29 protein-coding genes are annotated in these 26,731 nt (G+C 73.1%); 10 read left to right on the forward strand and 19 right to left on the reverse strand.

The features are described 5' to 3' along the window. Window positions 1–18: 18 nt before the first annotated feature. The 3 genes from ACZ7EC_RS09605 to purB all read right to left on the reverse strand — a co-directional run bounded on the left by ACZ7EC_RS09605 (window position 19) and on the right by purB (window position 3,324). Window positions 19–1,176: an ROK family transcriptional regulator gene (locus ACZ7EC_RS09605; RefSeq protein ID WP_471060036.1), complete on the reverse strand. Its 1,158-nt coding sequence runs from the start codon at window positions 1,174–1,176 to the stop codon at window positions 19–21. A 160-nt stretch (window positions 1,177–1,336) separates the two neighbouring features. Beyond that, window positions 1,337–1,825, reverse strand: coding sequence for a G/U mismatch-specific DNA glycosylase (gene mug / locus ACZ7EC_RS09610; protein WP_471060038.1), 489 nt, complete (start codon window positions 1,823–1,825; stop codon window positions 1,337–1,339). 56 nt (window positions 1,826–1,881) lie between these two features. Continuing rightward, a complete protein-coding gene (gene purB, locus ACZ7EC_RS09615) occupies window positions 1,882–3,324 on the reverse strand; it encodes an adenylosuccinate lyase (RefSeq protein WP_471060040.1) in 1,443 nt (480 codons plus the stop codon). Window positions 3,325–3,565: 241 nt separating this feature from the next. Between purB and ACZ7EC_RS09620 the strand changes: the two genes are divergently transcribed. Beyond that, window positions 3,566–4,558, forward strand: a complete 993-nt coding sequence (locus ACZ7EC_RS09620; RefSeq protein WP_471061995.1) for an alpha/beta fold hydrolase — start codon at window positions 3,566–3,568, stop codon at window positions 4,556–4,558. A gap of 17 nt (window positions 4,559–4,575) precedes the next feature. Here ACZ7EC_RS09620 and ACZ7EC_RS09625 read toward each other — a convergent pair whose 3' ends face one another. The 7 genes from ACZ7EC_RS09625 to ACZ7EC_RS09655 form a co-directional block, all read right to left on the reverse strand. Continuing rightward, entirely contained in the window at window positions 4,576–5,421 is an 846-nt protein-coding gene (locus ACZ7EC_RS09625) for an SGNH/GDSL hydrolase family protein (RefSeq protein WP_471060043.1), read from the reverse strand. Window positions 5,422–5,478: 57 nt separating this feature from the next. Then, window positions 5,479–6,492 carry a hemolysin family protein gene (locus ACZ7EC_RS09630; protein ID WP_471060046.1) on the reverse strand — a complete coding sequence of 338 codons (1,014 nt, stop codon included), beginning with the start codon at window positions 6,490–6,492 and terminating at the stop codon, window positions 5,479–5,481. Then, the gene (locus tag ACZ7EC_RS09635) at window positions 6,489–7,832 is read right to left on the reverse strand and encodes a hemolysin family protein (protein ID WP_471060048.1); all 1,344 of its coding nucleotides are present in this window, start codon (window positions 7,830–7,832) and stop codon (window positions 6,489–6,491) included. Before ACZ7EC_RS09635 ends, ACZ7EC_RS09630 begins: the two co-directional genes overlap by 4 nt. Before the next feature lie 172 nt (window positions 7,833–8,004). After that, the gene (locus ACZ7EC_RS09640) at window positions 8,005–8,430 is read right to left on the reverse strand and encodes a GNAT family N-acetyltransferase (protein WP_471060050.1); all 426 of its coding nucleotides are present in this window, start codon (window positions 8,428–8,430) and stop codon (window positions 8,005–8,007) included. A gap of 45 nt (window positions 8,431–8,475) precedes the next feature. Then, complete coding sequence (locus tag ACZ7EC_RS09645; RefSeq protein ID WP_471060052.1) at window positions 8,476–9,360, reverse strand: LLM class F420-dependent oxidoreductase; 885 nt, start codon at window positions 9,358–9,360, stop codon at window positions 8,476–8,478. A gap of 65 nt (window positions 9,361–9,425) precedes the next feature. Beyond that, window positions 9,426–11,999: an ABC transporter permease gene (locus tag ACZ7EC_RS09650; protein WP_471060054.1), complete on the reverse strand. Its 2,574-nt coding sequence runs from the start codon at window positions 11,997–11,999 to the stop codon at window positions 9,426–9,428. A gap of 4 nt (window positions 12,000–12,003) precedes the next feature. Then, on the reverse strand, window positions 12,004–12,879 hold the full coding sequence (locus ACZ7EC_RS09655) for an ABC transporter ATP-binding protein (protein WP_471060057.1): 876 nt from the start codon (window positions 12,877–12,879) through the stop codon (window positions 12,004–12,006). A 216-nt stretch (window positions 12,880–13,095) separates the two neighbouring features. Here ACZ7EC_RS09655 and ACZ7EC_RS09660 point away from each other — a divergent pair, with 216 nt between their 5' ends. Next, the gene (locus ACZ7EC_RS09660) at window positions 13,096–13,338 is read left to right on the forward strand and encodes a toxin-antitoxin system HicB family antitoxin (RefSeq protein WP_397987406.1); all 243 of its coding nucleotides are present in this window, start codon (window positions 13,096–13,098) and stop codon (window positions 13,336–13,338) included. 52 nt (window positions 13,339–13,390) lie between these two features. Continuing rightward, window positions 13,391–13,729, forward strand: a complete 339-nt coding sequence (locus tag ACZ7EC_RS09665) for a fic family toxin-antitoxin system, toxin component (protein WP_471061998.1) — start codon at window positions 13,391–13,393, stop codon at window positions 13,727–13,729. Here ACZ7EC_RS09665 and ACZ7EC_RS09670 read toward each other — a convergent pair whose 3' ends face one another. The 4 genes from ACZ7EC_RS09670 to bioB all read right to left on the reverse strand — a co-directional run bounded on the left by ACZ7EC_RS09670 (window position 13,730) and on the right by bioB (window position 17,689). Further along, the gene (locus tag ACZ7EC_RS09670; protein WP_471060061.1) at window positions 13,730–14,416 is read right to left on the reverse strand and encodes a class I SAM-dependent methyltransferase; all 687 of its coding nucleotides are present in this window, start codon (window positions 14,414–14,416) and stop codon (window positions 13,730–13,732) included. It abuts the gene before it with no gap. A 73-nt stretch (window positions 14,417–14,489) separates the two neighbouring features. Then, a complete protein-coding gene (bioD, locus tag ACZ7EC_RS09675; protein WP_471060064.1) occupies window positions 14,490–15,206 on the reverse strand; it encodes a dethiobiotin synthase in 717 nt (238 codons plus the stop codon). Between the two features lies 1 nt (window position 15,207). Beyond that, window positions 15,208–16,497 (reverse strand): adenosylmethionine--8-amino-7-oxononanoate transaminase, encoded by a 1,290-nt coding sequence (locus tag ACZ7EC_RS09680; protein WP_471060067.1) that lies wholly within the window; start codon window positions 16,495–16,497, stop codon window positions 15,208–15,210. After that, window positions 16,490–17,689, reverse strand: a complete 1,200-nt coding sequence (gene bioB / locus ACZ7EC_RS09685; RefSeq protein ID WP_471060071.1) for a biotin synthase BioB — start codon at window positions 17,687–17,689, stop codon at window positions 16,490–16,492. The genes ACZ7EC_RS09680 and bioB overlap by 8 nt, the downstream gene beginning before the upstream one ends. A gap of 147 nt (window positions 17,690–17,836) precedes the next feature. On the opposite strand from bioB, the gene ACZ7EC_RS09690 reads away from it, so the two are divergent. Next, entirely contained in the window at window positions 17,837–18,964 is a 1,128-nt protein-coding gene (locus ACZ7EC_RS09690; protein ID WP_471060074.1) for an 8-amino-7-oxononanoate synthase, read from the forward strand. 82 nt (window positions 18,965–19,046) lie between these two features. On the opposite strand, the gene ACZ7EC_RS09695 is transcribed toward ACZ7EC_RS09690, so the two are convergent. Then, window positions 19,047–19,271 carry a DUF397 domain-containing protein gene (locus tag ACZ7EC_RS09695; RefSeq protein WP_397987412.1) on the reverse strand — a complete coding sequence of 75 codons (225 nt, stop codon included), beginning with the start codon at window positions 19,269–19,271 and terminating at the stop codon, window positions 19,047–19,049. 10 nt (window positions 19,272–19,281) lie between these two features. Beyond that, the gene (locus ACZ7EC_RS09700; protein ID WP_471060079.1) at window positions 19,282–20,145 is read right to left on the reverse strand and encodes a helix-turn-helix domain-containing protein; all 864 of its coding nucleotides are present in this window, start codon (window positions 20,143–20,145) and stop codon (window positions 19,282–19,284) included. A gap of 213 nt (window positions 20,146–20,358) precedes the next feature. Between ACZ7EC_RS09700 and ACZ7EC_RS09705 the strand changes: the two genes are divergently transcribed. After that, on the forward strand, window positions 20,359–20,814 hold the full coding sequence (locus tag ACZ7EC_RS09705; RefSeq protein WP_471060081.1) for an ATP-binding protein: 456 nt from the start codon (window positions 20,359–20,361) through the stop codon (window positions 20,812–20,814). A gap of 145 nt (window positions 20,815–20,959) precedes the next feature. On the opposite strand, the gene ACZ7EC_RS09710 is transcribed toward ACZ7EC_RS09705, so the two are convergent. From ACZ7EC_RS09710 to ACZ7EC_RS09720, 3 genes are all read right to left on the reverse strand, one after another. Then, window positions 20,960–21,433: a C40 family peptidase gene (locus ACZ7EC_RS09710; RefSeq protein WP_471060083.1), complete on the reverse strand. Its 474-nt coding sequence runs from the start codon at window positions 21,431–21,433 to the stop codon at window positions 20,960–20,962. Window positions 21,434–22,006: 573 nt separating this feature from the next. Further along, window positions 22,007–22,315 carry a hypothetical protein gene (locus ACZ7EC_RS09715; RefSeq protein ID WP_471060086.1) on the reverse strand — a complete coding sequence of 103 codons (309 nt, stop codon included), beginning with the start codon at window positions 22,313–22,315 and terminating at the stop codon, window positions 22,007–22,009. Between the two features lie 7 nt (window positions 22,316–22,322). Beyond that, the gene (locus tag ACZ7EC_RS09720) at window positions 22,323–22,949 is read right to left on the reverse strand and encodes an ATP-dependent Clp protease proteolytic subunit (RefSeq protein ID WP_471060089.1); all 627 of its coding nucleotides are present in this window, start codon (window positions 22,947–22,949) and stop codon (window positions 22,323–22,325) included. Window positions 22,950–23,037: 88 nt separating this feature from the next. Here ACZ7EC_RS09720 and ACZ7EC_RS09725 point away from each other — a divergent pair, with 88 nt between their 5' ends. From ACZ7EC_RS09725 to ACZ7EC_RS09745, 5 genes are all read left to right on the forward strand, one after another. Further along, window positions 23,038–23,337 (forward strand): type II toxin-antitoxin system Phd/YefM family antitoxin, encoded by a 300-nt coding sequence (locus ACZ7EC_RS09725; RefSeq protein ID WP_471060092.1) that lies wholly within the window; start codon window positions 23,038–23,040, stop codon window positions 23,335–23,337. Window positions 23,338–23,648: 311 nt separating this feature from the next. After that, window positions 23,649–23,951, forward strand: a complete 303-nt coding sequence (locus ACZ7EC_RS09730; protein WP_145486128.1) for an urease subunit gamma — start codon at window positions 23,649–23,651, stop codon at window positions 23,949–23,951. Between the two features lie 11 nt (window positions 23,952–23,962). Continuing rightward, window positions 23,963–24,274, forward strand: coding sequence for an urease subunit beta (locus ACZ7EC_RS09735; protein ID WP_471060096.1), 312 nt, complete (start codon window positions 23,963–23,965; stop codon window positions 24,272–24,274). Then, window positions 24,267–25,988, forward strand: coding sequence for an urease subunit alpha (locus tag ACZ7EC_RS09740; RefSeq protein WP_471060099.1), 1,722 nt, complete (start codon window positions 24,267–24,269; stop codon window positions 25,986–25,988). The genes ACZ7EC_RS09735 and ACZ7EC_RS09740 overlap by 8 nt, the downstream gene beginning before the upstream one ends. 17 nt (window positions 25,989–26,005) lie before the next feature. Next, window positions 26,006–26,680: an urease accessory protein UreF gene (locus tag ACZ7EC_RS09745; protein WP_471060102.1), complete on the forward strand. Its 675-nt coding sequence runs from the start codon at window positions 26,006–26,008 to the stop codon at window positions 26,678–26,680. Window positions 26,681–26,731 lie beyond the last annotated feature (51 nt).

The following is a 26,731-nucleotide window of genomic DNA, read 5'->3' on the forward strand; positions in this document are numbered from 1 at the left end:
GCGGTCGTACGGCTCCCGTCAGCGGCGCGCCGTCACCGTGCCCTCCACCGCGAACAACTGCTCCTCCACATGGTCCAGGGCCAGCCGCAGCGCGCCCGTGGCCACGGCCGCCTCGCCCAGCACGGACAGCGCCACGCGGGGCGGCCGCAGACAGTAGCGGGCCAGTTCGCGGCGCAGCGGTTCCAGGACACCGTCCAGCCCGGCCGCCCAGCCGCCGATCACGACCAGCTCCGGATCGAGCGCGAGGACCAGCGCGGCCACGTCGTGCACCAGCCGCTGGATGAACCGCTCCACCGCCGCCCGCGCCCGCAGATCCCCCTCCCGCGCCAGCGCGAACACCTTGGCCACCGCCTGCTCGTCCAGCGGATGCAGGGGCTCGTCGGTGGTGGACAGCAGCGTCTCCGGAGTGGCCTCCCGGCCCAGCAGATGCAGCGCCCCGATCTCCCCGGCCGCCCCGCCGAAGCCGCGGTGCAGCCGGCCGCCGATCAGCGCGCCCGCTCCGGGGCTCAGCCCGGCCAGCACGAACACCACGTCGTCGGTGTCGTCCGCCGCGCCCTTCCAGTGCTCGGCGACCGCCGCCGCGTTGGCGTCGTTCTCCACCAGCACCGGGCACTTGAAGGAACGGCTCAGCCGCTCGCCGAGGTCGAGGCCCGTCCACTGCGGCAGCGCCGTGCTCAGCCGCACCGTGCCGCCGGCCGCCACGATGCCCGGCGTGCCCACGCCCACCGCGCGCAGCGAGCCGCGGGGGACCCCGCAGCGCCGCAGCAGCTCGGCGACCGTGCCCCGCAGCCGGTCCAGGCGCTCGTCCGCCGGTGCCGTCTCGGCGACCTCCTTGGCCTGCCGGCCCAGCACCCGCCCGTCCAGGTCGGACAGCAGCGCGGCGACCCGGTGCGGGCCGATCTCCAGGCCCAGCAGATGCCCCGCCTCGGCCCGGAACCGGAACCGCCGGGCCGGGCGCCCCTGCCTGCGCGCGATCCCCTCGTCGGCGGCCCGCTCCACCACGAGCCCGGCCTCGATCAGCTGCTCCACCACACCCTCGACCGTGGGCCGGGACAGCCCGGTGACCCGTGCGATCTCGGTGAGCGTCGCGCAGTCCGTGGCCCGCAGCGCGTGCAGCACCACCGCGGAGTTGATCCTTCGCAGCAGCGAGGGATCGCCGCCGGTCAGCTGCCCCACCGTCCGTCCTCCCAGCTCGCGGGCGTGTTGGCCGGATCGTACTCGGCCTGCTGCGCCCCGGCGAGCGCCGGGTTCGACCCGGTCGCGCCGGTTCCCACCGAGACCACCGGGCCTGCCGCCCTCGGGGGCCCGGATCGGCCGGCCGCGGGGATGCCCCGGCCTACTCCTCCGCCGCCGCCCGCAGCCGCCCGAACTCCTCCGCCATCGTCGCCGCCGTCCAGTGCGCGTTCAGGCCACTGGGGTTGGGCAGGACCCAGATCCGGGTGTCCCCGATGGTCCGCTCCTGCGGCCCCACCTTGGCGGCGCGGTCGGCGAAGGCGGCGCGGTAGGCGGTCACCCCGACCACCGCGAGCCAGCGCGGTGCGAGGTGGCGTACCTTCTCGGTCAGCAGCCGGCCGCCCTCGGCGTACTCCTCGGCGGTCAGCTCGTCCGCCCGAGCGGTCGCGCGGGCCACGACATTGGTGATACCGAGGCCGTACGACAGCAGGTCCCGCTGCTCGGCCGGCCTCAGCAGCCTCGGCGTGAAGCCGGACAGGTGCAGCACCGGCCAGAACCGGTTGCCGGGCCGGGCGAAGTGGTGGCCGGTGGCCGCTGTCAGCAGGCCGGGGTTGATGCCGCAGAAAAGCACCTGGAGGCCGCCCGCGACCACGTCCGGAACGAGACGGTCGCGGGCGGCCTCCAGGTCCGCTCGGGAAAGCCGCGGGGTCAGAGGATCGCCCCCGGTGTGTAGCCGGCGGCCTCCGGGTGCTGCTTGACGATCTCCTCGATCCGGCCGACGACCACGGCGACCTGGTCGGCCGCGGCGCCGGTGAAGGACAGCTTGTCGGCCATCAGCGCGGCCAGCTGCCCGCGGTCCAGCGGGAGCCGCTCGTCGGCGGCGAGCTTGTCCAGCAGATCGTTGCGCTCGGCGCCCTGCTCGCGCATGGCGAGGGCGGTGGCGACGGCGTTCTCCTTGATCGCCTCGTGCGCGACCTCGCGGCCGACCCCGGCGCGCACCGCGCCCATCAGCACCTTGGTGGTGGCGAGGAACGGCAGGTAGCGGTCCAGCTCGCGGGCGATGACCGCCGGGAACGCACCGAACTCGTCGAGCACCGTCAGGAAGGTCTCCAGCAGGCCGTCCAGCGCGAAGAAGGCGTCCGGGAGCGCGACGCGGCGCACCACGGAGCAGGACACATCGCCCTCGTTCCACTGGTCGCCCGCCAGCTCGCCGGTCATCGAGGCGTAGCCGCGCAGGATCACCATCAGGCCGTTGACGCGCTCGCAGGAGCGGGTGTTCATCTTGTGCGGCATCGCCGAGGAGCCGACCTGGCCGGGCTTGAAGCCCTCGGTGACCAGCTCGTTGCCGGCCATCAGCCGGATCGTCTTGGCCAGCGAGGACGGCGCCGCCGCCAGCTGCACCAGCGCGGTGACGACCTCGTAGTCCAGCGAGCGCGGGTAGACCTGGCCGACCGAGGTGAACGCCTGGGAGAAGCCCAGGTGGTGGGCGATCCGCTGCTCCAGCTCGGCGAGCTTGGCCGCGTCGCCGCCCAGCAGGTCCAGCATGTCCTGCGCGGTGCCGACCGGGCCCTTGATGCCGCGCAGCGGGTAGCGGGCGAGCAGCTCCTCGATACGGCCGTAGGCCACGAGCAGCTCGTCGGCGGCGGTCGCGAAGCGCTTGCCGAGGGTGGTGGCCTGCGCGGCCACGTTGTGGGAGCGGCCGGCCATGACCAGCTCGGCGTACTCGCCGGCCAGCTTGCCGAGACGGGCGAGGACGGCCACGCCGCGGTCGCGCATCAGCTCCAGGGAGAGCCGGATCTGCAGCTGCTCGACGTTCTCGGTGAGGTCGCGGGAGGTCATGCCCTTGTGCACGTGCTCGTGCCCGGCGAGGGCGTTGAACTCCTCGATCCGCGCCTTCACATCGTGCCGGGTGACCTTCTCGCGCTCGGCGATCGAGGCCAGGTCGACGGTGTCGAGGACACGCTCGTAGTCGGCGATCGCCTCGTCCGGCACCTCGATACCGAGATCCTTCTGGGCCCGCAGCACGGCGAGCCAGAGCTGCCGCTCCAGTTTCACCTTCTGCTCGGGCGACCAGAGCGTGGCGAGCTCGGCGGAGGCGTAGCGTCCGGCGAGGACGTTCGGGATGCGGGGCTTGGCGGGCGCTGAAGTCACGTGTCCAGAGTTTACAGTCCGTCCATACAGGCTCCGCACCGTCCAGGGACCGTAGAAAGCTACAGGTCACGGGCCCCTGTAGGGGTCATCACGTATCCGGTCCGGCCAGTCCGGGCGGTTGGCGGCTCTCGGCGCGCGGGCCGGACCCCGCGAGCCGCACGGCAGGGGGCAGGGTGGCTCTGGGTCCACCCCCGTGGGGGCGCTGGACCGCTGGTGGGCCGAACTGGCCGTTCCTAGCGTTGTGTTCATGACGGATGACACGGACGGAACGCGGAAAAGCACCACCCGGCGGACGGCGCTGCACGGGCTGGGACTCGCCGTGGTCGGCATGGCGCCGGCCACCGGACGCGGAACCTCGCCGGCCGCGGCGTCCCCGCGTCGCGGGCCGGTGACGTACGTGCTGGTGCACGGTACCCACAGCGCCGGCGCGTTCTGGATGCCGATCGCGCGGGAACTGGTGCTGCGCGGCCACCGCGTCGTCATGGTGGACCAGCCGCGGCACGGCGCGGAGGCTTTCGTGGCGGAGTCGTACCAGCGGCAGGACCTCACGGCGATGGCCGTCGAGCCCTCCCCGCTGAAGGGCCTCGGGCTGGACGACTACGAGGCGCGCGTCACCGGCATCGTGCGGCGGGCCGCACGAAACGGTCCGGTGGTACTCGTCGGGCACAGCCTGGGCGGCGTGTCGGTCAGCCGTGTCGGCGACGCCGTCCCGCACCTGCTTCGGCACCTCTGCTACATGGCGGCCTTCTGTCCCAGCCGCGCCCTGCCCACGGCGGACGCCTGCACGGCGGCACCCGAGAACGCGAACGCGGTCAGCCCGGTGCAACTGACGGTGGGCGACCCGGACCGGCTCGGGGTGTTGCGGCTGAACTTCCGTACGGGTGCCAGCGGTGAGTTGGCCCTCCTGAAGGAGATGATCTGCGCGGACTACCCCGACGCCGACTTCCGCCGGATACTGGCCGGCATGCAGACCGACGAGCCCGTCGCCGCCTATGCGGGCCGAGCGGTCGGCCGGGCCGGCACCTGGGGACGCGTTCCCCGCACCTACCTGCGTTTCGGCAGGGACCGCACGATCGCCACCGCGCTCCAGGACAGAATGATCACGGAAGCCGACGCGTCCACACCCGGCAACAGCTTCCGCGTGCACGACTTCCCCGGCGCGTCACACGTCGGTCCTCTCGACCCCACCCCGGTCGCGGACGTCCTGGCCACGCTCGCAGGACAGGGAGGCTAGGTCCTGTCCTGCGGGGATCATGCGTCCTGCGTCGGGGAGACCTGGCGGATCACGCGCTTGCGCAGCTCTTCGTCCGCCTCATGCGTCTCGTACGGCAGCAGCTCCGGCCGCTTGGCCGGCCGGCCGTCGCCGGAGGAGCGGCCGGTCAGGCGTCTCGCGATCCAGGGGAACAGGTGCTGCCGGGCGAAGCGGAGGTCCGCCGTGCGCCGGTGCAGCCAGGCCGGGGGTGCGGTGGCCGGCATCGGGACGTGCCACTCGGTGTCCTCGGGCGGGTAGCCGAGCGACTGCCAGACCGCCTCGGCCACCCGGCGGTGACCCTCGGCGGTCAGATGCAGCCGGTCCACGTCCCACAGCCGGGGATCGCCGAGCGCGGGGGCGCCGTACAGGTCGACGACGAGAGCGCCGTGCTTCGCGGCCAGCTCGTCCACGGTGGCGAACAGCTCCTCCATGCGCGGCCGGAACCGCTCCAGGACCGGGCCCTGGCGGCCGGGGCTGCGCATCAGCACCAGCCGCCGGCAGGAGGGGGCCAGCCGCTCCACCGCCTCGGTCAGCAGCCCGCGCACCCTGCCCATGTCGCACTTGGGTCGCAGGGTGTCGTTGAGCCCGCCGACCAGGGTCACCACATCGGCGTTCATGGCGGCGGCCCGGTCCACCTGCTCGTCGACTATCTGCCCGATCAGCTTGCCCCGCACGGCGAGGTTGGCGTACCGGAAACCCGGTGTGCCCGCCGCCATCCGCGCCGCGAGCAGATCCGCCCAGCCCCGGTAGGAGCCGTCCGGCAGCAGATCGGACATGCCCTCGGTGAAGGAGTCGCCGATCGCGACCAGGCTGGAGTACGGGGGAGGCGTGGGATTCGTCTGCATGGCGACAGCGATGGTATCCCGGCTCCATACCCGGCGGTCGGTCAGGGGGCGCCCGGCTCAGGCCGGCTGGCCGAACAGCTCCCGCAGTACGTCCTCCATGGTCACCAGCCCGGCGAGGCGCCCGTCGTCGCCGAGGACGGCGGCCACGTGGTTGCGGCTGCCCCGCATCGCGGTGAGCACGTCGTCCAGCGGGGTGTCCGCCTTCACCCGCGCGATCGGCCGCATGTCGCGCAGCGCGAACGGCAGGTCTCGGGGCAGGGCGTCCAGCGCGTCCTTGACGTGCAGATATCCGACGATGCGACGGCTCTCGTCGACCACCGGGAAGCGCGAGAAACCCGACTCGGCCGACAGCCGCTCCAGCTGCTCCGGGGTGACGCCCACCCGCGCGTACACCACCCGCTCCAGGGGCACCACCACATCCCGCACCGGGCGGCTGCCCAGCTCCAGGGCGTCGTGCAGCCGCTCCTGCGCCCGGCCGTCGATCAGGCCCGCCTCGCTCGCGTCCTTGACGATCTCGGCGAGTTCGGCGTCCGTGAAGGTGGCCGCGACCTCGTCCCTGGCCTCCACCCGCAGCAGCTTCAGCAGCCCGTTGGCGAACGCGTTCACCGTGAAGATCACCGGGCGCAGCGCGCGGGACAGCGCGACCAGCGGCGGCCCGAGCAGCAGCGCGGCGCGCACCGGCTCCGCGAGCGAGATGTTCTTGGGCACCATCTCGCCGAGCAGCATGTGCAGGTACGTCGCCAGGGTCAGCGCGATCACGAACGAGACCACATGGCCCACGCCCAGCGGCACGCCCACCGCGTGGAACACCGGCTCCAGCAGATGGGCGATGGCCGGCTCGGCGACCACACCCAGGACCAGCGTGCACAGCGTGATGCCGAGCTGGGCGGCGGCCAGCAGCGCGGAGACGTGCTCCAGGCCCCACAACGCGCTCCTGGCGCGCCGGTCGCCCTCCTGCGCGAGCGGCTCGATCTGCGAGCGGCGCACCGAGATCAGCGCGAACTCACCGGCCACGAAGAAGGCGTTGACCACGAGGGTGGCCAGACCGATCAGCAGCTGTACGGCGGTCATCGCGCCCCCTCCGTCGTCCTGTGTCCGCGTTCGTCGTCCAGGGGCGCGTGCAGCAGCAGCCGGGCGGCGCGCCGGCCGGAGGCGTCCACCACGTCCAGGCGCCAGCCGGCGATCTCGACCCGGTCGCCCGCCTCGGGTATGCGGCCCAGCTCGGCGGCGACCAGACCGGCCAGGGTCTCGTACGGCCCCTCGGGGACCCGCAGTCCGACGCGCGCGAGCTGATCGGTGCGGGCGGCGCCGTCGGCCGAGTACAGGGCCCGGCCGTTCTCGTCCGCGCCGGCCGGGGCGAGGTCGGGCGTCTCGTGCGGGTCGTGTTCGTCGCGCACCTCGCCGACGACCTCCTCGACGATGTCCTCCAGGGTCGCCACGCCCGCCGTGCCGCCGTACTCGTCGATGACGACGGCCATGGTGCGGCGGCCGGAGAGCCGGTCGAGGAGCCGGTCCACGGTGAGGGACTCCGGCACCAGCAGCGGCTCCCGCATCAGATGCGAGATACGGCGGTGGCGGCGGTGCTCGGCGGGCACCGCGAGGACGTCCTTGATGTGGACGGTGCCGACGACGGAGTCGAGGGTGCCGCGGAAGACCGGGAAGCGGGACAGGCCCGTCGCACGGGTCGCGTTCGCCACGTCCTCGCAGGTCGCCTGCTCCTCCAGAGCGATGACCTGGACGCGGGGGGTCATCACGTTCTCCGCGGTCAGGTCGGCAAGGTTCAGTGTCCGCACGAACAGCTCGGCGGTGTCCGCCTCCAGGGCGCCCTGCTTGGCGGAGTGCCGGGCGAGCGCGGCCAGCTCCTGCGGCCCGCGCGCGGAGGCCAGCTCCTCGGCGGGTTCGAGACCGAGCCGGCGTACGACATGGTTGGCCGTGTTGTTCAGCTGGGCGATGAAGGGCCGGAAGGCGGCGCTGAACCAGCGCTGCGGGGTGCCCACCCGTTTGGCGACGGCCAGCGGCGAGGAGATCGCCCAGTTCTTGGGCACCAGCTCGCCGACGACCATCAGGAACACCGTGGACAGCGCGGTGCCGAGCACCAGCGCCGCCGATTGCGCCGCACCACCCGACAACCCCATGGCCCGGAACGGTCCGGCGAGCAGCTTGGCGATCGAGGGCTCGGCGAGCATGCCGACGACCAGGTTGGTGACGGTGATGCCGAGCTGGGCACCGGACAGCTGGAACGTCAGGTTCCGGACCGCCTTCAGGGCGCCCGCGGCACCCCGCTCGCCGCGCTGCGCGGCCCGCTCCAGCTCACCGCGCTCGACCGTGGTCAGCGAGAACTCCGCGGCCACGAACGCGCCGCAGGCCACCGACAGCAGGATCGCCACCAACAGGAGCAGCACTTCGGTCATCGGGTCACCCCCGTCCCATGATCGGACAGGGGACGGCGGGACGCGCGGTGTCGCGGGCCGGGGGGCTCGTCCATCAGAGGATGCTCACTACCTTTCACAGAGGACCGAGTGCTCCCTCCAGGGTAAAGGATGGGCAAAGTGTCGCCGGGACCCTGTGGACAACCGCGGCGGCTCAGCCGGTGAGCGGCTTCACCCAGCGCCGCCACTGCTCCTCGGGGCCGTACCCGGCCGAGCTCCACGCGTGCCGTGCCCGCTCGTTGCGTACCAGCACCATCGCGTCGGCGCGCCGGCCGCCGAGGCGCACGAAGCGCTCCTCGGCGGCGGCCAGCAGGGCTGTGGCGATGCCCTGGCGCCGTCGCTCGGGAGTCACCGCGAGCCGGTACAGATGGCAGCGCCACCCGTCGAAGCCCGCGATCACGGTGCCGACCAGCTCACCGCCCCGCTCGGCCAGGATCAGCGCCTGCGGGTCGCGCGCCACCAGACGCTCCACCCCGGCGTGGTCGTCGCTGATGCTGGTGCCCTCGGCGGCCGTCCGCCAGAAGGCGAGCACGGCGTCCAGGTCGTCGGGGGCGGCGGGCCGTATGCGCAACTCGTCCATACGGCCATCCTGATCAGGGCCGTTGTCCGGGCGCCGGGGATTCCGTCATGCGGACGCGGCGCGCAGCCGCTCGATCACCGGTGCGAACGCCTCCATGTGCGCCTCCAGGATGGTGAGGTTGGTGAACCCGTACCGGTCGCGCTGCGCCCTGACCTTCGCCACGACCTCGTCCAGCGTCCCCACCAGCATGACGGGCAGCGCCAGCATGGCCTCCAGGGTCAGCTCCGGCTGCCGCTCCAGCACCGCCCTGAGCGCCGGCTCGGGGTCGTCGGTGACGGCGACCTGCTGGATCAGCAGATTGAGTTCCGCGGGCTCCGCCCGGCCGGCCGCCAACTGGCGGTAGCGCCCCACCCGTTCGTCCAGCTCGTCGGCGTCGAGCGGTTCGAGCGAGGTCGTGTTCCCCGAGCGGACGCCCGCGAAAGCCGCGATGTCGGCGTGCTCGGCGGTCAGTCGCAGCATCCGGTCGCCGTTGCCGCCGATCAGCAACGGTACTCGGGCCTGTTCCGGCCGCGGCCGGTATTCCGCGGAGCCGAGCAGCCGCGCCAACTCCTCGACAGTGCGCCGCAGATGGTCCACCCGCTCGCCCGGAGAGCCGAACGGCAGCCCCGCCGCCTCGTGCTCCGCCCGCACATAGCCGGTGCCCAGGCCGAGTTCGAGACGTCCGCCGGTGAGCGCGTCGGTGGTCGCGACCTCGCGGGCCAGCAACACCGGGTTGTAGAAGCCCGCGTTGAGCACGAGCGTGCCGACGCGGGGCCGCTCGGTCGCCTCGGCCGCCGCGACCAGCGCCGGGAAGGGCGCCACCCAGCCGAGATGGTCGGGGACGAGGATCACGTCGTAGCCCAGTTCCTCGGCGCGACGGCACTTCGCGCGCCACTCGGCCGCGGAGGCGGGCGTGAGCAGATTGACCCCGAAGCGGAACGGACGCGGCATGAAGTCTCCCCGTTAATCGGTGAATTGACCTTGAGCAGACATACGATCACATCTCCCGGGCGGGATCACTCGTGGGCGATCGCGGCCAGCACGTTCATGCGTGACGCCCGCAGCGCGGGCAGCGCGGCGGCGACGACCCCCACCACCGCGGAGCCGACGACCACGGCCACGATCGTGCCCCACGGGATGGCGAACGCCGTCAACCCGCGCAGCGCCAGCACCCGTTGCATGCACACGCCCCACACCAGGCCGAGGACGAGACCGAGGACCGCGCCGAACACCGCGATCACCACCGACTCCAGCCGGATCATGCGCCGCAACTGCCGCCGCCCGAGCCCGATCGCCCGCAGCAGTCCGATCTCCCGCGTGCGCTCCACCACCGACAGGGCCAGGGTGTTGACCACACCGAGCACCGCGATGACGATCGCCAGGGCCAGCAGCGCGTACACCAGGTACAACAGCACCCCGATCTGGTCGTGGACCAGTCGCTTGTAGTCGCCCTGGTCACGCACCTGCACCTGCGGAAACGGCTTGAGCGCCTGTTCGAGGCGGGGCCGCAGCTCCTGCGGCGCGGTGCCGGGCGCCGCGTTCACGTACAGCGCGGAGTCCTGGCCGCCGGGCGCGTACCGCTCCAGCGTGCCCAGGCCGAAGAACACCCCGCCCTGGTCGCCGAAGCCGTCGGTGGTGGACTGCTCGGTGAGCGCGCCGACTCGCAGCCCGGCCCGGCGACCGCCCGGAAACTCCACCGGGAGCACACTGCCGAGCCGCACCCCGTGATCCTGAGCGAAGCCCGCGTCCAGGGCGAGGTGCCCCTCGGCCAGCGCGGACGCCGAGCCGCCGCGCGCGTAAGAGAGGTGCACGACGTCGTCCAGCCCCGGACCGTAGCCGGCGGCGCCGGTCTCCACCCGGCGGCCGTCGGGCAGTCGTACGGCGATCCGCGTCAGCCGCTGCGCCACGACGAGCCCGGTGCCCCTGGTCGCGGCCACACGCTCGGCGACCTGCCGGGTGAACGGGGTGAAGTTGGCGCTCTGCACCGTGAAGTCCGCGCCGAGCCGTTTGTCGATCTGCTGGTCGAACGACGCCGACATGGAGGCGCTCGCCACCGACATCCCGCCCACCAGGGCCAGGCCCACCATCAGCGCGGCGGCGGTGGCACCGGTGCGGCGCGGATTGCGCAGGGCGTTGCGCTGGCTCATCCGGCCGACCGGTCCGAACAGCGCGGGGAAACCCGCGCCCAGCACCCGGATCACCGGCCGCACCAGCAGCGGCCCGGCCACCACGGTCGCGATCAGCGTCAGCGCCACCCCGGCGCCCAGCAGCCCGGCGGCGGGACCGGTACGCGTGGCCGCCGCACACCCGGCGAGCGCCGCCGCGCCCACGGCCCCGACCGCCGCGCCGGCGATCGCCCGCGTCCGCAGCGGCTCGCCCACACCGGCGACCTCGGCGTCCGCGAGCGCCGCCATGGGGGAGACGGCCGCCGCCCGGCGGGCCGGGAGGTAGGCGGCCACGAAGGTCACGCCGAGCCCGACCAGGTACGCGGCGACGGGCGTGCCCCAGCCGATCACCATCTGGGCGGCGTTCAGATTCATCCCGAGCGTCCGCATCAGGCCGATGAGCCCGAACGCCAGCCCGATCCCCGCCGCCAGGCCGAGCGTCGAGCCGACCAGGCCGAGCAGCAGCGCCTCCGTCAGCACCGAGCGGCGCACCTGGCGCCGGTCGGCGCCCAGCGCGCGCAGCAGGCCCAGCTCGCGGGTGCGCTGGGCGATCAGCATGGAGAAGGTGTTGACGATCAGGAAGACGCCGACCAGGAGCGCGACCCCGGCGAAGCCGAGCATGACGTACTTGATCACGTCCAGGAAGCTGCCGAGGCTGGCCGCCGCTGACTTGGCCTGCTCGTTCGCCGTCTTCACGTCGTATGTCGCGGCGTGCGCGCCGAGCGCCGCGACGACCCGGTGCCGGAGCTGCTCGTCGGAGACGCCCGGCGCCGCGTCCACCGAGATGCTCGTCGCCCGCGCGCCCGAGCCGAGCAGCCGGCGTGCGGCCACCGCCGGGTCCAGGTAGACCAGGGCGGTGCCCGGATTGGTCGTGGTGAAGGTGGCGATCCCGACGACCCGCACCCGGAACGTGCCGGGCTGGGCCTGCACGGTCAGCGTGTCGCCGATCCGTACGTGTCCCCTGCCCGCCGTGTCCGCGTCCAGCAGCGCCTCGCCCGCACCGCGCGGGGCGTGCCCGGAGGACAGCCGCACCGGGCTGTGCCGGGTCGGGTACCAGGAGCCGGCGAGGGTGGGTGCGCCGTTGGTCGGGCTGACGGAGCGGTCGCGGCGGTCGACCACCACGATGTTCCGCACCTGCACATCGGCGCGCGCCGCCGCCACGCCGGCGGCCTTCGCCACCGTGTCGCGCAGCGCGGCGGGCAGCGTCTGCACCGCGCCGCTCGCCCGCGCGGACACGAGGTCGCGCTTCGGTTGCACGGTCACATCGGCGGCGGTGGAGGCGAACAGCCGGTCGAAGGTGCGGGTCACGGTGTCGGAGAAGATCAGGCTGCCCGCGACGAACGCCACCGACAGGACGACGGCCAGCGCGGACAGCGCGAGCCGCCCCTTGTGCGCGAGGAAGCTCCGCAGGGTCGCCTTGAGCACCGGATCAGCCCTCCCGCGCGGCATCCGGGCCGCGGGTGTCGTCGAGCCGTCCCGCCCGTTCCCCGCCGAGCCGATCCGCCCGCGCCCCGCCGAGCCGATCCGCCCGCTCGCTGTCGAACCGTTTCATCCGCTCCAGGACCCGCTCCGCCGTCGGCCCGTCCAGCTCGTCCACGATCCGCCCGTCGGCGAGAAAGAGCACCAGGTCGGAGTGGGCGGCGGCGCCCGGATCGTGGGTGACCATGACGACCGTCTGCCCCAGGTCGTCCACCGCGCCCCGCAGAAAGCCCAGCACCTCCAGGCCGGCCCGCGAGTCGAGGTTTCCGGTCGGTTCGTCGGCGAAGATCAGCTCCGGCCGGGAGGCCAGCGCCCGCGCGCACGCCACCCTTTGCTGCTGACCGCCCGAGAGCTGAGCGGGCCGGTGCGCGAGCCGCCCGCGCAGCCCGAGGGTGTCGATCACCTGATCGAGCCACGCCTGATCGGGTTTGCGGCCGGCGATGTCCATCGGCAGGGTGATGTTCTCGGCGGCGGTCAGCGTCGGGATGAGATTGAACGACTGGAACATGAACCCGATCCGGTCCCGCCGCAGGCGGGTCAGCTCCCGCTCCCGCAGCCCGGTGATCTCGGTGTCGCCCAACCACACCTGTCCGGCCGACACCGTGTCGAGCCCCGCCAGGCAGTGCATCAGCGTGGACTTGCCGGACCCCGAGGGCCCCATCACGGCGGTGAACCGGCCCCGCGCGATGTCCACGTCCACCGAGTCCAGCGCGAGCACGGCGGTCTCGCCCGCGCCGTACGCCTTGGTCAGCCCGCGGGCGCGGGCCGCGGTCCCCTCGCCCGGCGCGCGGCCGGGAGCGTGCTGTGCGGCTGCGGATGTCCCCAAGACCGCCTCCCGGTCACCGGTACGAGCTGTCCGCCCGAGCCTAATGTGACCGGGCGCACGGGGGAACCAGTGACAGGCGCGGCGGCCCCGGCGACCCGTCCCGACCCTGCCCCCGACCCCGACCTGTCCCATGCCCGCCGCCGGGCGCGACCGTGCGCCCCCTCGTGCCCCCGGTCCCGCTTGCCTCTGCTAGCGTCCGGGCGCTAGCGTCGAGACATGGCGAAAACCCAGCTGAACGTGCGCGTGGACGAGGGCACCGCCCGCGCGGCGCGTGAGCGCGCGCTGGCCCGCGGGATGAGCGTCAACCGCTACATCGAGGAACTGGTCAGACAGGACACCGGCGAAGTGGGCCGCACCTTCGTGGAGGCCGCCGCCGACTTCATGAAGCAGTACGAATCCGTGTTCGCCGAGGAGTTCACCGAGGCGCGCGGCACCGCTCCGGGCGAAGGACGCAGTTGATCCCTTGAGCGATTCGCCGAACGGGCTGAGCATCGACCTCGCCTGGCTGCTCATGCTCGCCGAACAGCAGACGCCCGGAGATCCGCAGGTCACCGACTGGGGCGCGCTGATCGCCGCCGTCGCCCGGCACCGGGCGGAGATATTCGGCGTGCCGGTGTACGAGACGCCGTACACGCGCGCCGCCGCGCTCCTCCAGCTGCTCATCCACGTGCCGGCCCTCGAACGCTCCAACGCGCTGTTCGCCTCCGCGGTGGCCTACGCCTACCTGGTCGCCAGCGGCGCCAAGGTCGTCACCACCCCGGAGCAGGTGCGCGACCTCGCCCGGCTGGTCAAGGACGGCGCGGCGAGCATCGAGGACATCGCCCGCGAGCTGCGCCGCTGGAGCCTGTGATCAGCGGGCGCCCGGCCCGCCGTCCGGGCGCCAGGCGGTCCCCAGCACGCAGTACGAGGCCGGCAGCCGCGGCCCGCCCTCCGGCAGCAGAAGACGGCGGTACGGGCCCAGTTCGAACCCGGCGCAGCGCAGCGCGGCCACCGGGTCGCGGGCCAGATGGCAGCCCCCGGCGAGCGCGGGCCACACCGTACGGTCGAGGGCGCGCTGGGTCAGCCGCATCGCCCGCCCCCCACCGCGTCCGTGCTCGAAGAACCGCACCTGCCCGCCGGGCCTGAGCACCCGCCGCGCCTCGGCCAGCGCCCGCGCCACATCGCGCACGCTGCACAGCACCAGGGAGAGCACGACCGCGTCGAACGCCCCGCTCCGGGCGGGCAGCGCCTCCGCCGTGCCGGGCACCACGTCGACCGGCACCGGTGCGCACCGCGCCGCCTCCCGCGCCAGCCGGCCGAGCAGCGGCTCCGGCTCGACGGCGACGACGCGCGAGACGGCGGCGGGATAGCGGGCGAAGTTGAGCCCGTTGCCCGCGCCGACCTCGATCACCCGGCCGGTCAGTCCGGCGAGCAGCCGCTCCCGCACCCCGGCGAACCCGAGCCGCGCGTCCGCCCCGGCGCCGACCCGCGCGTAGTACCGCGCGAACACCGGGTGCCGCACGGCACCCGGTCCCGCCGCCTCGGACCCCAGCCGCACACCGACCTCCCGGACATCGCGGACCTGCGGGAAGTATCCCTCCGCGAGCCCGGCATGATCCGGACGAGAGGCCCTAAGCCCCCTCCCGCGCCCGGAACGCCTCCGCGTCCCACGTGCCGTCCAGCCGCGGGGACAGCCAGCCGGGAGCCATCGCCCTGAACTCGGCCGGGGGCAGGGCACCCGCGCCCGCCGGGAGCGCGCCCAGGAGGGGCGTGGCCGAGACCTCCGGCAGATCGGCGACATTGCAGCGGGTGGCCAGGTCGGGCTCGGCCGGCCAGCTGCCGATCACCACGCCGAACGGCTCCAGGCCACGGCCGCGCAGTTCACGCGCCGTCAGCTCCGTGGCGTTCAGCGTGCCCAGGCCCGCCTGGGCCACGATCAGCACCGGCGCGCCCAGCGACCGCGCCGTGTCGGCCAGTGTGCCGCCCGCCGCGTCGAACCGGACGAGCAGCCCGCCCGCCCCCTCGACCAGCACGAGATCGTGCTCGGCGGCCAGCTTGGCGGCCCGCTCGGCCACCTCCTGCGGATGCACCGGCGCCAGGCCGGCCCGCCGCGCCGCCGTGCCCGGCGCCAACGGCTCGGGATAGCGGGCGACCTCCTCGGCCGTGACGGCACCGGCGAGCCGGGCCACCTCGTCGGCGTCCCCGCGCTCGTCGGGCCGTACCCCCGTCTGGGCGGCCTTGAGGACGGCCACCGAACGGCCGGCCACGCGTGCCGCCGCGGCGACGGCCGCCGTGGTGACGGTCTTGCCGACCTCCGTGCCCGTCCCCGTGATCACCAGTACCGGCATCTCATCCCTCCCGCGCCGCGGCGCACACCGCGCGCGCGATCCTCGCCACGTCCTCGTCGGAGGTGACGTACGGCGGCATCGTGTACACCAGATCGCGGAACGGGCGCAGCCACACGCCCTCCGCGACGGCCGCGCGGGTGGCCGCGGCCATGTCGATCTCGTGGTCCAGCTGTACGACGCCGATGGCGCCCAGCACCCGTACGTCCCGCACGCCCGGCAGTTCGGCCGCCGGTGCGAGACCCGCGGTCAGGCCCGCCTCGATCCGCTTGACCTCGGCCTGCCAGTCCTGGCCCCTCAGCAGGTCCAGCGAGGCGCAGGCCACGGCGGCCGCCAGCGGATTGCCCATGAAGGTCGGCCCGTGCGCCAGTACCGGCACCTCGCCCCGTGAGATCCCCTCGGCCACCCGCGCGGTGCAGAGCGTGGCCGCCATCGTCAGATAGCCGCCGGTCAGCGCCTTGCCCACGCACATCACATCCGGGGTGACGGCCGCGTGGTCCGCCGCGAACAGCGCGCCCGTACGCCCGAAACCGGTGGCGATCTCGTCGAACACCAGCAGCACACCGTGCGCGTCGCACGCCTCGCGCAGCACCCGCAGATACGCGGGGGAGTGGAAGCGCATACCGCCCGCGCCCTGCACCACCGGCTCCACGATCACCGCGGCCAGTTCGTCGGCGTGCCGCCCGATCAGCTCGCGCACATGCTCCGCGTACGACTCCTCGTACCCGGCCGGCGGCGCGTCCGCGAACACCTGGCGCGGCAGCACGCCGGACCACAGCTCGTGCATCCCGCCCTCGGGGTCGCACACCGACATCGGCTGCCAGGTGTCCCCGTGGTAGCCGCCCCGCCAGGTCAGCAGCCGCCGCTTGCCGGGCCGGCCGAGCGAACGCCAGTACTGGAGGCACATCTTGACGGCCACCTCGACCGACACCGAGCCGGAGTCGGCCAGGAACACATGCTCCAGGCCGTCGGGCGACATGTCGACAAGGAGCTTCGCGAGCCGGACGGCGGGCTCGTGGGTGAGCCCGCCGAACATCACATGGCTCATGCGCTCCAACTGCCCCCGCGCGGCCTCGTTGAGCACCGGGTGGTTGTAGCCGTGGATCGCCGACCACCACGAGGACATGCCGTCCACCAACTCGCCCGAGCCGTCCGCGAGCCGCAGCCGGACCCCGCTCGCCGACTCCACGACGAGCGGTTCGGCGCGTCCGGGCATCGGGCCGTACGGATGCCAGACGTGCCGCCGGTCCAGCTCCAGCAGCTCGGGGACGCTCAGGCGGGGCAGATCAGGCATTGGGCGCGAGATCCGTTCCGGCGCCCCGGCGGCGGACGGCGACCAGGTCGGTACGGGGCTCGTTCGCGGCCACCGGCTCGGCGGCCGGCTCCGCGGAGACCGGACCGCAGACCCCGCCGCCCTCGTGGCAGCCGCCCGCGCCGCCCTCGTGGCAGCCGGCACCGGCGCCCTCGTGGCAGCCGCCGCCCGCCCGGTGCTCCGGCAGGGTGATCTGGTCGGCGCCCTCCACCTCGAAACCGGCGTCGGCGATCATCTCCAGGTCCGCCTTGCCCGCCTGGCCCTCGCTGGTCAGGTAGTCGCCGAGGAAGATGGAGTTGGCGAGGTGCAGCGCGAGCGGCTGCATCGTGCGCAGATGCACCTCACGGCCGCCCGCGATGCGCACCTCCACGTCCGGGCAGACGAAGCGGACCATCGCCAGGATCCGCAGACAGCGCTGCGGGGTGAGGTTCCACTCCTTGGCCAGCGGGGTTCCCTCGAACGGGATCAGGAAGTTCACCGGAACGGAGTCCGGGTCCAGCTCGCGCAGCGAGAAGACGACGTCCACCAGGTCCGCGTCGCTCTCGCCCATGCCGGCGATCAGACCGGAGCACGGCGACAGACCGGCCGCGTGCGCCTTCTGCACCGTGTCCACCCGGTCGGCGTAGGTGTGGGTGGTGGTGATGTCCCCGTAGGTGGACTCGGAGGTGTTCAGGTTGTGGTTGTAGGCGTCCGCGCCCGCCTCGCGCAGCCGTTCGGCCTGGCCGTCGGAGAGCAGCCCGAGGCAGGCGCACACCTCGACGCCCTCGTTCTCCTCCTTGATGGCCTTGATGGTCCGCGAGACACGGTCCACGTCGCGGTCGGTCGGGCCGCGCCCGCTCGCCACCAGGCAGACGCGCTTGGCGCCGCCCGCGAGCCCCGCGGCGGCCGCCTTCGACGCCTCGTCGGGCTTGAGCCAGGTGTACTTGAGGATGCCCGCCTCGGAGCCGAGCCGCTGGGAGCAGTAGGAGCAGTCCTCGGGGCACAGGCCGGACTTGAGATTGACCAGGTAGTTGAGTTTCACGCGCCGGCCGAACCAGTGCCGGCGCACCTTGCCGGCCGCGGCCACCACGTCGAGCAGGTCGTCATCGGAGGTGGCCAGCACGGCGAGCGCTTCCTCGCGGGTCGGCAGCTCGCGCCGAAGCCCCTTGTCCACCAGCGTGTTCAGCAGGTCCATGAGGCCCGATCCTGTCTTACCGGACCGCCCCTGGCCAAGGAGAGTTCGCACAAGGAACACCGTTCACCGTGTGGGTATTGCCACACGGTGGGCGGCGGGCGGGCCAGCTAGGGTCTGTGCGCTACCTACAAAACCTCCGGAGGACTCATGGCGTTCGGCTGGATCGAGGAGCAGGCCCGCGCGCGTCACCGGGCCGGGCTCGTACGGCGCCTCAGCCCGCGCCCCGCCGCCTCCCCGCTGCTGGATCTGGCGAGCAACGACTACCTGGGCCTCGCCCGGCATCCCGAGGTGACCGAGGGCGCGGCGCGGGCCGCCCGCACCTGGGGCGGCGGCGCCACCGGCTCCCGGCTGGTCACCGGCACCACCGAGCTGCACGCCGAACTGGAGCGGGAACTGGCCGCGTTCTGCGGCTTCGAGGCGGCCCTGGTCTTCTCCTCCGGGTACGCCGCGAACCTGGCCGCGGTCACCGCGCTCGGCCCGCACGGCTCGCTCGTCGTCTCCGACGCGGGCAACCACGCCTCGCTCATCGACGGCTGCCGGCTGGCACGGGGCGAGACCCAGGTCGTCGGGCACGCCGACCCGCAGGCGGTGCGCAAGGCCCTCGCCACCCACGAGGGGACGGCGATCGTGGTCTCGGACACCGTGTTCTCGGTCGACGGGGACCGGGCGCCGCTGCCCGCGCTGGCCGAGGCGTGCCGGGAGCGCGGCGCGGGACTCGTCGTGGACGATGCCCACGGCCTCGGCGTGCTGGGCGACGGGGGTCGCGGGGCGGCGCAGGCGGCCGGGCTCGCGGGCGCGCCGGACGTGGTGGTCACGGCCACCCTGTCCAAGTCGCTGGGCAGCCAGGGCGGGGCGGTGCTGGGCCCGGCGCGGGTGATCGACCATCTGGTCAACGCCGCCCGGACGTTCATCTTCGACACCGGTCTGGCGCCGGCGGCGGCCGGTGCGGCCCTCGCGGCCCTGCGGCTGCTCGCCAGGGAGCCCGCGCGGGCGGCGCGGGCCCGCGAGGTGGCGCAAGAGCTGCACGCGCGGCTGACCGCCGCGGGCCTGGAGGCGGTGCGTCCGGACGCCGCGGTGGTCTCCGTACGGGCCCCGTCCCCGGAGCAGGCGGTGCGCTGGGCGGCCGACTGCCGGACGGCGGGACTGGCCGTGGGCTGTTTCCGTCCTCCCTCCGTGCCCGACGGCATCTCACGGCTGCGGCTGACCGCCCGCGCGGACCTCTCCGGGGCCGAGATCGCACACGCGGTACGGGTGATCGGCGAAACGCGACCATGAGTCGGCGGACACGGCCGTGCTTCGCGGCGGGTGTGTCGACGGGTCCGGCGGGTCCGGCCGGACGCACCGGAACCGGCGGGTTTCAGCGGAGCGCGGCCACGAAGCCGGCCCAGCTGCCGGCGGAGAAGACCAGCGCGGGCCCGGCCGGGTCCTTCGAGTCGCGCACGGCGAGCAGTCCGGACCAGGGACCGGAGCGCGGCCTGGCCGTCTCCACGCAGTTGTTGGCTCCCGTGCTGTAACTGCTGCGCAACCAGCGCACGTCGTACAGGTCGGTACTGGCAGGGACGCTCCGAGGCAGAGCTGACAATGGTGCCTCCTTACGCGCCGTCACCTATCCCGGCGAGGTAGTCCAGCGAATCGTGGGGGGAAAGAGCGTGTTCCTGAAGGGTCTGGAAGGCTTCCGAGTACGCCCGGAGGTCTTCTTTCCGCTCCAGGTAGAGGCTACTCGTCAACTGGTCGAGAACAACAACATCGAGATCAGAAGTGCTCGGAAATGAGAAAATAACGAAAGGCCCCGTGAGGCCGACATGCGCGCCCGCCCCGAACGGCAGCACCTGAAGCCGCACTTGGGGCAGCCGCGCCGCGTCCATCAGCCGCTCCAGCTGGCGCGCCATCACCTCGGGACCTCCGACCTCGCGCCGCAGCACCGCCTCGTCCAGGACCGCGCTCAGCTCCAGCGGCGGGTTCGAGCGCAGCACGTCCTGCCGGGCCAGGCGGACCTCCACCAGCGCGTCCAGGCGCTCCTCGTCCAGGTCCTTGACGGCCGCACGGGTCACCGCGCGGGCGTACTCGGCCGTCTGGAGCAGGCCGGGCACCACGGTGGTCTCCAGCGTGCGCATCGCGCGGGCCTGCGACTCCAGGCTGATGAAGTCCCGGTACGTCGGCGGGAGCACCCCGCGGTAGGCGTGCCACCAGCGGTTGCGGTCGCCGTCGCCGTCCTCGGAGCCGGCCAGCATCAGCAGCAGCTCGCGCAGCTGGGCGTCGCGCACGGCGTAGGCGTCCAGGAGTAAGCGAAGATCGGCCGGTTTCACACCACTGGCGCCCGTCTCGATGCGGCTCACCTTCGACTGGTGCCAGCCGACCAGTCGGGCCGCCTCCCCACTGGTGAGCCCCGCACCGGTGCGCAGCGTGCGCAGTTCGGCACCCAATTTGCGGCGGCGCACTGCCGGCCCGTTCTGCATGGGCTCCTCCTTACTCCTTACGGGCCGCCCGAATACGGTCTCCCGTCGCAGAGTTCACCGCATCGGGCGACAGATATATGCATATCTTGGTGGATCGCTCCCCGTGACCGGTTCGGTGGTGGCAGTCTGGCGAGGAAGCACCAGTCCGGGACCGTACTCGAACCATCCGCTCCATGGAGGACTCCGGTCCCGTGGGAAAGGGACGATGTCGCCATGGCAGACCACCTGGAAGCATCCGTCACTCTGCCGAGCGATCCCGCCTCGGTGGCCGCCGCGAGGTCGTACGTGGTGGCAACCCTGGCGGAGTGGGGCCTGCCGTCGGACACCGAGGCGGCCGACACGGTGCGGCTCATCGTCTCGGAACTGGCCACCAACGCCGTGCAGCACACCTTCGGGCAGTCCCCGACCTTCACGGTCGACCTCGCGCTGGAGCGCGACGAGCAGCTGCGCATCGGCGTCACGGACAGTCATCCGCGCTTCCCGAAAAGACTGCCCGCGGCCGTCCAGCAGGACAACGGCCGCGGGATGGTCATCATCCGCTGGCTCACCGCCGAGTGCGGTGGCAGGCTCCGGGTCCGCCCGACCCGTGAGGGCGGCAAGACGGTCTCCATCGAACTGCCCTGGACCGTCCCGGCCGAACCGGCGGCGGCAGGCCGTCAGGAGCCGTAGCGAGGGGCCTCGCGCGCGGCCGCGAAACGTTCATCCGGGCGCGCGGCACCCCGTTCCGGACCGCCCCGAGGCCGGCGGCGCTGCCGGATGGGGGAGGCACGGGGAGCGGCCCGTCGGCGGGAGCCGCTCCCGGTGCGCGGGCGGGTCAGCTGACCCGGCCGTACCAGACGCTCTTGGTCCAGATTTTCTCCAGCCGCACCACGGAACCGGTCTTGGGCGCGTGCCAGATCTTGTTGTGACCGGCGTAGATGCCGACGTGGTAGACGTTCGAGCCGTAGTGGAAGAACACCAGGTCCCCGGCTCTGCGATGGCCGGAGGAGATGTGGTGCGTCTTGTTGTACTGCTGCGCGGCGGTGCGCGGCAGATTCTTGCCGGCCTTCTTGAACGAATAGAGCGTCAGACCCGAGCAGTCGAACCGTCGCGGCCCGGTGGCCCCCCACTGGTACGGGGCGCCCTTCTTGGACGCCGCGATGTTCAGGGCCTTCGTCGCCAGCGTCGCGGCCGAGGCGTCGGCGGAGAGGCCCGGAACCGCGATCGAGCCGCCCACGGCGGCCAGGGTGAGGGCCGAGGCCGTACCGGCGCGGGCCATCAGCGACGGGACACGATTGAGCGCAGTCATGCGCAACCCTTCGTCAGCCGCCTGTGAAGGATGACCTGTCGGATTCGGGCTGGCGAAGTAGCCCGGCCGCGTTGCCACGGCTTCACCCCAAGGGCCGCCCGAAGCGCCCGTCCGTCCGCTCACGCGGCCGGCCGACCGTCCGGGGACCCGCCTTGCCTGGGTCCTCCACTCCTGCCGATCCACTCCTGTCGACCGGTCATCCGGGCGGCGGCAGGACTCGGCGTCCGCCCGGATCGCCCCGCCGCGGCGGCGGGGGCTTGTCGTCAGACAGGGATCTTGACCTACAGCTGTCCGAAAATCCCAACGGAATCGGGGATTTGTGGCGTTACTCACCACTCGCCTGTTCGGGTGGCGGATGCTGCGTTCGATGCTCCGTCAGTTCCCGTGCTGAGCCCCGGACCTGGGAAAAGACGGTCGCGCGCGAAGCGTGGGCGCGCCCCGCGCGCAACTCGGGAGAGCCGGAAACGGATCCGGATATACACCGGTCGGCGGTACGTCGTTCGGACCGTTTCGAGCCCGGATCCGGCGGCCGCGCGGACGCCCCGCACCCGCCGGGTCCGGCGGCCGTCCGGATCAGCCCACGGCGTCCGGCGGGAGCGCGACGCGAGCGGCCCGGCGCTCGCCGTCGAGCACCCGCAGAGCCCGTGCCAGCGTGCCCCCGTGCACCTCCCGCTCGCCCCGTTCGTGCATCAGCACCAGCGCGTCGCGCAGCTCCTCCGCCCGGCGCACCAGCGCCTGCGCGGCGCGCAGCCCGCGATAGGTGTCCCCGTCGCGCGCCGGGTTGATCCTGCCGAGCAGATCGACCACCGCCAGATAGTGGTCGACCACCGCGCCCTCCGCCTGCGTCAGCGCCGGCAGCGGCGGCAGCCCGTCGGGCAGCACGGCCGGCTCACCGCCCGCCGGGCAGGTCCCGGCGGCTGGGCACCACGCCGTCCACCAGGCCGTACGACAGCGCGCCCGGCGCGTCCAGCATGAGGTCGCGCTCCAGGTCCTCGCGGACCTGCTCCGCGGTGCGCCCGGTGTGCCGGACCAGCATCTCCTCCATCAGGGTGCGCAGCCTGACCAGTTCGCCGGCCTGGATGAGCAGATCGCTCGGCTGGCCCTGCGCCGGCTCGGGCAGCTCGGGCTGGGAGAGCACCACGCGGGCGCCGGGCAGGGTGAACCGCTTGCCGGGGGTGCCGGCGGCCAGCAGCAGGGCGCCCACCGAGGCGGCCTGGCCCAGGCAGTAGGTGGCCACGTCGCAGGTGACGTACCGCATCGTGTCGTAGACCGCCGTCATGGCGTGGAAGGAGCCGCCGGGGCAGTTCAGGTACAGCGTGATGTCCCGATTCGGTGCCAGGTGTTCGAGGTGCATGAACTGGGTGATCACATCGCTGGCCGCAGTCTCGTCCAGGGGCGTCCCCAGGAAGACGACCCGGCTCTCGAACAGCTTCGAGTAGGGATCGAGCCGCCGCTCCCCGAAGCCGGTGCGTTCGGTGAACTCGGGCAGGACGTAACGGGCGGACGGTCGCGGCATCTGGGCACACCCCTCCTCATGGCGGAGACCGACGATCTCCGACTTCTGTACAGAATGTACAGGACGTACCTGCCGTTATGATGGGGCCATGGCCTACGAGATTCCGGTGACGCAAGCCAGGGCTGAGCTCGCCGATCTGATCAACCGGGTGGTGTACGGCGGCGAGCGCGTCGTCGTGACCCGGCACGGCAAGCCGCTGGCCGCGCTGGTGTCGGCCGCCGACCTGGAGCGACTCGAAGCCCTCGACGCCGCCGAGGCGGGCGAGGAGCAGGTGGCCGACTCGGTGTCCCGCATCCGCGAGAGGGCCGTCCGCGAGGTGCCGTCCGCTCCCCGCGAGCGTCAGCGCTTCGGCATCGCGGCGGAGTACCGGGGGCCGGGCATCTCCTGAACCGCGGCCGAGCGCGACAGCGGGCATGCCCTGTATCGCGGCCGGGCACGGGGCCGGGCATGTCCTGAACCGCCCCTGCCCGCGCGGCGATTATCGCCGTTGCCATACGGCGGTCATGAGCCGCCCAAAGGCTGGTTAACGTCGTTGAAACTCCGGCGAACTAGCCTGTGGATCGATGCCGCCGGAGGGATTTTGTGCCCTCGTTGAGCACGGTCGGTCCCCATTCGTCCGTGTGTTACACCTGACTTCCGTCGCGGTGGCTGCGGCACCCGGACCCCGCACGGTCCGGAGCGAGGACTGTGAGGTGGGACGTGCAACTGACCCCGCACGAGCAAGAGCGGCTGCTCATCCATGTGGCCGCCGATGTGGCCGAGAAGCGTAGGGCGCGCGGCCTTCGGCTCAACCACCCCGAAGCGGTCGCCCTCATCACCGCGCACATCCTGGAAGGCGCGCGCGACGGCCGTACCGTCGCCGAGCTGATGTCCACCGGCCGCAAGCTCCTCACCAGGGACGACGTCATGGACGGCATCGCCGAGATGATCCACGACGTGCAGGTCGAGGCGACCTTCCCGGACGGCACCAAACTCGTCACCGTGCACGAGCCGATCATCTGACGGGGGCCGCGATGATTCCCGGAGAGATCCTGTTCGCGGACGACCCCGTGTGCGTCAACGAGGGCCGGGCCGCCACCCGGCTCACCGTGCTCAACGCCGCCGACCGGCCCGTCCAGGTCGGCTCCCACTACCACTTCGCCGAGGCCAACCCCGGCCTGGAGTTCGACCGCGCCGCCGCGCGCGGCAGGCGGCTGAACGTCGCCGCCGGCACCGCCGTGCGCTTCGAGCCCGGCATCCCCGTCGACGTGGAACTCGTCCCCCTCGCCGGCGCCCGGATCGTGCCGGGGCTGCGCGGCGAGACCGGGGGTGCCCTCGATGCCTGAGATCTCCCGCGCCGCCTACGCCGACCTGTTCGGACCCACCACCGGCGACCGCATCCGGCTCGCCGACACCGATCTGCTGATCGAGATCGAGGAGGACCGCTCCGGCGGACCCGGCCGCTCCGGGGACGAGGCGGTCTTCGGCGGCGGCAAGGTCATCCGCGAGTCCATGGGCCAGTCCCGTGCCACCCGTGCCGACGGCACTCCCGACACCGTGATCACCGGTGCCGTGGTGGTGGACCACTGGGGCATCGTCAAGGCCGACGTCGGCATCCGCGACGGCCGTATCACCGCCCTCGGCAAGGCCGGCAACCCCGACACCATGGACGGTGTCCACCCCGACCTGGTGATCGGCCCCGAGACCGAGATCATCGCGGGCAACGGCCGGATCCTCACGGCCGGCGCCATCGACGCGCACGTCCACTTCATCTGCCCCCAAGTCGCCGACGAGGCACTGGCCTCCGGCATCACCACCCTGGTCGGCGGCGGCACCGGCCCCGCCGAGGGCTCCAAGGCGACCACCGTGACACCCGGCCCCTGGCACCTCGCCCGGATGCTGGAGGCCATGGAGTCCTACCCCCTGAACATCGGCTTCCTCGGCAAGGGCAACACCGTCAGCCACGAGGCGATGCTGTCCCAGATCCGCGGCGGCGCCGTCGGCCTGAAGCTGCACGAGGACTGGGGCTCCACCCCCGCCGTCATCGACGCCGCGCTCACCGTCGCCGACCGCACCGGCATCCAGGTCGCCATCCACACCGACACCCTGAACGAGGCCGGGTTCGTCGGCGACACCCTCGCCGCGATCCGGGGCCGGGGCATCCACTCGTACCACACCGAGGGCGCGGGCGGCGGGCACGCGCCCGACATCATGACCGTGGTCTCCCAGCCCAACGTGCTGCCCAGCTCCACCAACCCGACCCGGCCGTTCACCGTCAACACCGCCGAGGAACACCTCGACATGCTGATGGTCTGCCACCACCTCAACCCGGCCGTCCCCGAGGACCTCGCCTTCGCCGAGTCCCGGATCCGGCCCTCCACCATCGGCGCCGAGGACATCCTGCACGACCTCGGCGCCATCTCGATCATCTCCTCCGACTCCCAGGCCATGGGCCGGGTCGGCGAGGTGATCCTGCGGACCTGGCAGACCGCGCACGTCATGAAGCGGCGCCGGGGCGCCCTGCCCGGCGACGGCCGCGCGGACAACCACCGGGTACGGCGCTATGTCGCCAAGTACACGATCAACCCGGCGCTCGCCCAGGGCCTCGCCGGCGAGACCGGCTCCGTGGAGCAGGGCAAGCTCGCCGACCTGGTGCTGTGGGAGCCCGCGTTCTTCGGGGTGAAGCCGCTCCTCGTGCTCAAGGGTGGTCAGATCGCCTACGCGCAGATGGGCGACGCCAACGCCTCCATCCCCACCCCGCAGCCGATCCTGCCCCGCCCGATGTACGGCGCGATCGGCCGCGCCCCGGCCGCCAACTCCGTCAACTTCGTCTCCTCCCTCGCCCTGGAGGACGGGCTGCCGGAGCGGCTCGGGCTCGGCAAACGGTTCGTGGCGATCGACTCCACGCGCGCGGTCACCAAGGCCGACATGCGGGAGAACGACGCCCGCCCCGACGTCCGGATCGACCCCGACAGCTTCGCCGTGCACATCGACGGCGACCTGGTCGAGGCGACTCCGGCCGCCGAACTGCCCATGGCCCAGCGCTACTTCCTCTTCTGACGGCCACGGGCACCATGATGACGCACGCGACACTGCTCGTCCTCGCCGACGGCCGCTTCCCCGCCGGAGGGCACGCCCACTCCGGCGGGGCCGAGGCCGCCGTCAAGGCGGGACGCATCACCTGCGCCGCCGACCTGGAGGACTTCTGCCGGGGCCGGCTGCACACGGCCGGACTGGTCGCGGGCGCCCTCGCGGCGGCCGCCGCGCTCGGCCTGGACCCCCGTGAGCTGGACGCGGCGGCCGCCGCCCGCACGCCCTCCCCGGCGCTCCGGCTCGCCGCCCGCCGGCTCGGCCGCCAGCTGCTGCGGGCCGCGCGGGCGAGCTGGCCGTGCGCCGAACTCGACCAGCTCGCCCGGTGGTTCCCCAAGGGCGCCCACCAGCCCGTGGTCCTCGGACTCGCCGCCCGCGCGGCCGGGCTCGGGCCCACGGACGCGGCGTACTGCGCCCTGTACGAGAGCGTGAGCGGACCGGCCACCGCGACCGTACGACTGCTCAGCCTCGACCCCTTCGACGCGACCGGAGTACTGGCCCGGCTGGCACCGGAGCTGGACGCGGTCGTGCGGACGGCGGTGGACGCGGCGGGCAGAGCGGCGGCGGAAGGGACCGACGCGCTGCCGGCGGCATCCGGCCCGCTGCTGGAGATCCTGGCCGAGGCCCACGCCGCCTGGCCGGCCCGGCTGTTCGCGTCCTGACCCACCCCGTCACCGTCCGACGTACGACCCCCTCCCGCACCCCCCTTGTGA

This window comes from Streptomyces sp. NPDC037203, assembly GCF_055605065.1.

Coding starts and splice junctions, on each gene's coding strand:
- ACZ7EC_RS09625 (WP_471060043.1), bottom strand. CDS start 5,421: ATGCAGACGAATCCCACGCCTCCCCCGTACTCCAGCCTGGTCGCGATC.
- ACZ7EC_RS09630 (WP_471060046.1), bottom strand. CDS start 6,492: ATGACCGCCGTACAGCTGCTGATCGGTCTGGCCACCCTCGTGGTCAAC.
- ACZ7EC_RS09635 (WP_471060048.1), bottom strand. CDS start 7,832: ATGACCGAAGTGCTGCTCCTGTTGGTGGCGATCCTGCTGTCGGTGGCC.
- ACZ7EC_RS09640 (WP_471060050.1), bottom strand. CDS start 8,430: ATGGACGAGTTGCGCATACGGCCCGCCGCCCCCGACGACCTGGACGCC.
- ACZ7EC_RS09645 (WP_471060052.1), bottom strand. CDS start 9,360: ATGCCGCGTCCGTTCCGCTTCGGGGTCAATCTGCTCACGCCCGCCTCC.
- ACZ7EC_RS09660 (WP_397987406.1), top strand. CDS start 13,096: ATGGCGAAAACCCAGCTGAACGTGCGCGTGGACGAGGGCACCGCCCGC.
- ACZ7EC_RS09665 (WP_471061998.1), top strand. CDS start 13,391: ATGCTCGCCGAACAGCAGACGCCCGGAGATCCGCAGGTCACCGACTGG.
- bioD (WP_471060064.1), bottom strand. CDS start 15,206: ATGCCGGTACTGGTGATCACGGGGACGGGCACGGAGGTCGGCAAGACC.
- ACZ7EC_RS09680 (WP_471060067.1), bottom strand. CDS start 16,497: ATGCCTGATCTGCCCCGCCTGAGCGTCCCCGAGCTGCTGGAGCTGGAC.
- bioB (WP_471060071.1), bottom strand. CDS start 17,689: ATGGACCTGCTGAACACGCTGGTGGACAAGGGGCTTCGGCGCGAGCTG.
- ACZ7EC_RS09690 (WP_471060074.1), top strand. CDS start 17,837: ATGGCGTTCGGCTGGATCGAGGAGCAGGCCCGCGCGCGTCACCGGGCC.
- ACZ7EC_RS09700 (WP_471060079.1), bottom strand. CDS start 20,145: ATGCAGAACGGGCCGGCAGTGCGCCGCCGCAAATTGGGTGCCGAACTG.
- ACZ7EC_RS09705 (WP_471060081.1), top strand. CDS start 20,359: ATGGCAGACCACCTGGAAGCATCCGTCACTCTGCCGAGCGATCCCGCC.
- ACZ7EC_RS09710 (WP_471060083.1), bottom strand. CDS start 21,433: ATGACTGCGCTCAATCGTGTCCCGTCGCTGATGGCCCGCGCCGGTACG.
- ACZ7EC_RS09720 (WP_471060089.1), bottom strand. CDS start 22,949: ATGCCGCGACCGTCCGCCCGTTACGTCCTGCCCGAGTTCACCGAACGC.
- ACZ7EC_RS09725 (WP_471060092.1), top strand. CDS start 23,038: ATGGCCTACGAGATTCCGGTGACGCAAGCCAGGGCTGAGCTCGCCGAT.
- ACZ7EC_RS09735 (WP_471060096.1), top strand. CDS start 23,963: ATGATTCCCGGAGAGATCCTGTTCGCGGACGACCCCGTGTGCGTCAAC.
- ACZ7EC_RS09740 (WP_471060099.1), top strand. CDS start 24,267: ATGCCTGAGATCTCCCGCGCCGCCTACGCCGACCTGTTCGGACCCACC.
- ACZ7EC_RS09745 (WP_471060102.1), top strand. CDS start 26,006: ATGACGCACGCGACACTGCTCGTCCTCGCCGACGGCCGCTTCCCCGCC.